The sequence below is a fragment of the Streptacidiphilus carbonis genome, from assembly GCF_000787775.1.
GTDB classification, from domain to species: domain Bacteria; phylum Actinomycetota; class Actinomycetes; order Streptomycetales; family Streptomycetaceae; genus Streptacidiphilus; species Streptacidiphilus carbonis.
Map to the genome: position 1 here is coordinate 1 of NZ_BBPM01000051.1, position 2,954 is coordinate 2,954.

Below are 2,954 nucleotides of genomic sequence, written 5' to 3' on the forward strand. Positions count from 1 at the left end.
GGCGCGACCTGCGCGTCGGGCGGCGGCACCGGGCCGGGGGGCGCGGGGTCGGCTGGGGCGCCCGGGTCCGGCGGCAGCACCGCCTGGTCCTGCGCCGCCTGGTTCGGATGGTCTGGCACGCGTACGAAGGTACTGACCCGGTGGTGCGTATGACAGTAGGGATGAACCATTGACCGGTTTAGCGGCAATGCCGGAATCGACCGGGCACCCCCGGGCCGCCGTGGCCCTTCCCATCCACTAGAACCCGTTCTAATCTGACGATCCGTCATGGGGTCGGGCAGCAAAAGGGGAGAGAGCCGTGGACTTCACCTTCACCGAGGAGCAGCAGGCCGCAGTCGAAGCCGCTCGTGCGGCCTTCGCCGATGTCGCTCCGGACGGTGTGCCCAGCCCCGCGGTCAATGCCGAGCCCGTCGCCGAGGACATCGACCGCGAACTGTGGCAGCGGCTGGCCAAGTCCGACCTGACCGGGATCGCGCTGGCCGAGGAGTACGGCGGGTCCGGTCTCGACCCGGTCGCCTGGTGCCTGGTGCTGCGCGAGTCGGCGCGGGTGCTGGCCCGGGTCCCGCTGCTGGAGACCGGCGCCGCCGCGCTCGCGGTCCAGCGGTACGGCAGCGAGGCCCAGCGCCGGCAGCTGCTGCCCGAGGTCGCCGCGGGACGGCTGCTGCTCGGCGTCGCCCCGCACGGCCGTACCGGGCACGAGCCGGCCGACCAGGGCGTACGCGCCGTGGCGGCGGACCCGGCGGCCGGGGGCCCGCGCGGTGGGTGGGTGCTGGACGGGGTGCAGACCGGAGTGACCGGCGCCCAGCTGCTGGACCGGATCGTGGTCCCGGCCCGCTGCGAGCAGGGCTCCCTGCTGCTGCTGGTCGACCCGCACGCCCCCGGCGTGGAGCTGCGCCGCCAGGTCACCGCGCACGGGGAGCTCGCCGCGGAGATGGCCTTCGACGGGGTCGCCGTCGACGCGTCGGCGCAACTGGGCGAGGTCGACCCGGACGGCGCCAACTGGCTGTACCTACGCGGTCTGCTGATCGTCGGCACGGCGGCGCTGTGCCTGGGCCTGGGCGAGCAGATCCTGCGGATCACCGCCGACTACACCGGCAGGCGCGAGCAGTTCGGGCATCCCATCGCCACCTTCCAGGCGGTGTCGATGCAGGTCGCGGACCGGTACATCGACCTGCGGGCGATGGAGGTCACGCTCTGGCAGGCGGCCTGGCGGATCGGCCTGGTCACCGCGGCGGACGGCACGGACGACCCGGACCGGATCCCGCTGGCCGCGGACCTCGCCACCGCGAAGGTCTGGTCGGCGGAGGGCGTCCGCTCGGTCGCGGCGAGCGCCCAGCACCTGCACGGCGGCATGGGCGCCGACCTCGACTACCCGCTGCACCGCTACCACGCCTGGGCCAAGCACCTGGAGCTGTACCTCGGCCCGGCCGCGGCGTTCGAGGACGAGGTGGCGACGGTGCTGGCCGCCTACCAGCTCTGAGCGGCCCGGCCCGGCACTGAGCGGCCCGGCTCTGGCGGCCCGGCTCTGAGCGCCCGGCGCAGGCCCGCGTGGCGCGCCCATACTGGGCGGATGGACGGTTCGGTGGGAGCGTACGACGCGGTGGTGCTGGCCGGCGGCGCCGCCCGGCGGTTCGGCGGGGCGACGGACAAGGTGGCGCTGGAGGTCGACGGCACCGCGCTGCTGGACCGGGTGCTGGCCGGCTGCGCGGGCGCGCGGACCACCGTCGTGGTCGGTCCGGCCCGGCCGACCCGCCGACCGGTGGACTGGGTGCGCGAGCAGCCGCCCGGCGGCGGACCGGTGGCGGCGGTGGCGGCGGCGCTGCCGTCGGTGACCGCGGACCGGGTCCTGCTGCTCGCCGGGGACCTGCCGTTCTTCGGACCGTCGACCGCTGACACGCTGCTGCGGATGCTGGACGGGGACGAGGGCGGGGACAGCGGTGCGGACCCGGACGCGCCGGTCGACGCGGCGGTCCTGGTCGACGCCGGCGGGCGCGACCAGCCGCTCGCCGCTGCCTACCGCACCGCTCCGCTGCGGGCAGCCCTCGCGGAACTCGGCGACCCGGCCGGGCTCCCGCTGCGCCGCCTGGTCGGCGGGCTGACCACCCGTCGGATCGCCGACGCCGACGGGGCCTCGCTCGACTGCGACACCTGGGACGACCTCGAAGCCGCCCGCGCACGTGCTCACGCACGTGATCACGTTCCGCGAGACAAGTGACACGGCTGCGAAACGTTGCCTTGCACGCTCCCGGCACCGGGATCGGGGACGATGGGAGGGTGCTGGATGACTGGATCACCGAAGCGAAGGCCGTGCTGGGGATCGACCTGGAGGTCGATGTAACCGGACTGCTCGACATGACCAAGGACGTGGCCCATGGTGTGGCCCGTCCCGCCGCACCGCTGACGGCGTTCCTGGTCGGCTATGCCGCCGCTCAGGCCGGCGGTGGCGCCGGGGCCGTTGCGGAGGCGAACCGCAAGATCGTGGAGCTGGCCCGGCGCCGGGCCGACGAGCGCGCGAGCGGCGAGCAGCCGAGCGGTGGGACGTCCGGCTGATGGGCGGTGAGGAGACCAGCGATGGGGACCTGCTCGACGCCTATCCGTTCCTGGTCCGTTCGGCCGCTGTGAACGGCGGGGGCGGGGCGGCCGGACCCGGGCCGGAGCACGGGGCCGGGGCTGGGGGCGCCCCGTTCGACTACACGGCGCCCGTCCCGGCAGCACCCGTCCCCGAACCCGGTCGACCGTCCGCGCCGGGCCGGGCGGCCGCTCCCGCGCCGGCCGGCCCCGCGCCGTACGACTACGACGCCGCCGAGGCAGGGGCACAGGGGGCGCCGACGGCGCCACTCGGCTGGGCGCAGGCGCGCGGGCGGGCGCTGCGCGCCGTGGTGCGCGCGCTGCCGCCGGAGCATCTGCCTTTCGCCGACGCGCTCGGGGCGGCGCTGGCCGCCCCCCTGGAGGGG

1 protein-coding gene and 2 pseudogenes are annotated in these 2,954 nt (G+C 75.8%); all 3 read left to right on the top strand.

Annotated features, from left to right (window positions below; genetic code table 11):
* Positions 1 to 298 precede the first annotated feature (298 nt).
* The gene (locus TR46_RS29435) at positions 299 to 1,480 is read left to right on the top strand and encodes an acyl-CoA dehydrogenase family protein (RefSeq protein WP_042407278.1); all 1,182 of its coding nucleotides are present in this window, start codon (positions 299 to 301) and stop codon (positions 1,478 to 1,480) included.
* A gap of 90 nt (positions 1,481 to 1,570) precedes the next feature.
* Positions 1,571 to 2,550 (top strand): annotated as a pseudogene (locus TR46_RS29440) (NTP transferase domain-containing protein).
* Positions 2,550 to 2,954, top strand: a pseudogene (locus tag TR46_RS42645) (hypothetical protein); the annotation flags it as partial. The pseudogenes TR46_RS29440 and TR46_RS42645, both read left to right, overlap by 1 nt.